Source organism: Alcanivorax sp. HI0083, from assembly GCF_001635175.1.
Map to the genome: position 1 here is coordinate 1 of NZ_LWFX01001100.1, position 1,516 is coordinate 1,516.

2 protein-coding genes are annotated in these 1,516 nt (G+C 60.9%); both read right to left on the minus strand.

Annotated elements, in window-relative coordinates:
• A partial coding sequence (locus A3754_RS15030) for a succinylglutamate desuccinylase/aspartoacylase family protein (RefSeq protein WP_197468673.1) occupies window positions 1-491 on the minus strand: 491 nt, incomplete at its 3' end.
• A gap of 56 nt (window positions 492-547) precedes the next feature.
• Window positions 548-1,516 (minus strand): ATP-binding cassette domain-containing protein (locus A3754_RS15035; protein WP_156497014.1); only part of this gene is annotated, 969 nt, incomplete at its 5' end.

Consider the following 1,516-nt stretch of genomic DNA (forward strand, 5'->3'; position numbering starts at 1 on the left):
ATGGGGACACCAATCACGGTGCCGGCCAGTTGATCCGGTTCCAGTTCGTACATCAGGCGGCGGACCATCTCGATGCCGTTCAGCTCATCGCCATGGATGGCGGCGGTGAGGCAGAGTTTGGGGCCGGGTTTGTCACCGTGGGCGACCAGTACCGGTACCGGCGTGGCAATGGACGCGAAGGACTGATCCGGTGTCCAGTGCAGGGTGGCGAAAGTGCCGGGTTCCACTGTCTGGCCCAGCAGTGGCAGGGCGGAGGGTTTTTTCGGCTCTGCCTCGGCGTTGCCAGACTCTTCGTCTGCATCACTCTGGCTGCTGTCCGCCCGGTGAGGGGGCTTGTTGGGGGTGTCGGCGTCGGTTTCCTGTTGTCGCTCCAGCGCCCGCTCTTCGTCTTCCACTTCGGTGGCCCACACGGGCTGAGCCAGGGCGGTGAGCAATGACAGGGCGAGTAATGAGAGAGTGCCCAGGGTTATCCATGACAGGCGTTTGTGCACAAACGGCTCCTTGCGTGTCGTTTTCCGTACGGCCGGCGCGGCGCACCGCGCCTGCGCTAGCCCTGTTGGTCCAGCTCATCCCAGCGGGAAAAAGCCACTTCCAGTTGCTGCTCCAGCTCACTTTGCCGGGCTTGTGCGGCACTGATATCAGCCGGCTCACCCTTGTAAAAATCCGGGTCGGACATGCGTGTCTGTACCGCGTCCAGATCCGCTTCCAGCTGTTCAATGCGAGCGGGTAATTGTTCCAGCTCCCGTTGATCCTTGTATGACAGCTTCTTGCGGGCGGGAGCAGGCTTTTCAGCTACTGCTGCCGGCTTGGCGGCTTTGATGGTTTTTTCCCGCTTGGGTTCCGGGCGCTGGCGTAACCAGTCCTGGTAACCGCCCACATAGCTGTTCAATTCACCGTGCTCGAAGACCAGCGTGGAGGTCACCACATTGTCGATGAACTCACGGTCGTGGCTGACCAGCAGCAGGGTGCCCTGGTAGTTGATCAGCTGTTCCTCCAGGAGTTCCAGGGTTTCTGCATCCAGATCGTTGGTGGGCTCATCGAGTACCAGCAGGTTGAAGGGCTTGGTGAACAGCTTGGCCAGCAGCAAACGGTTGCGCTCGCCGCCGGACAGGGATTTCACCGGCTGGCGAACCCGGGCGGGGTCGAACAGGAAATCCTGCAGATAGCCGATCACATGCTTGTTCTGGCCATTCAGATTGATCACATCGGAGCCTTCCGCCACGTTGTCGATCACGCTTTTTTCTTCGTCCAGGGTGTCGCGCAGCTGGTCGAAGTAGGCCACCTGCAGCTGGGTTCCCTGTTTTACCGTGCCGCTGTCCGGAGCCAGGCGATCGAGCAGCAGGCGAATCAGGGTGGATTTACCGCACCCGTTCGGGCCCAGAATGCCCACCCGGTCGCCGCGCATCAGGGCCACGGAAAAATCGCGGACAATCTGTTTGCCGCCCACGGCGTAGCTGATCTTGTCGGCTTCCACCACGATCTTGCCGGAGTTGTCGCTGCTCTGGATGGTCAGGCT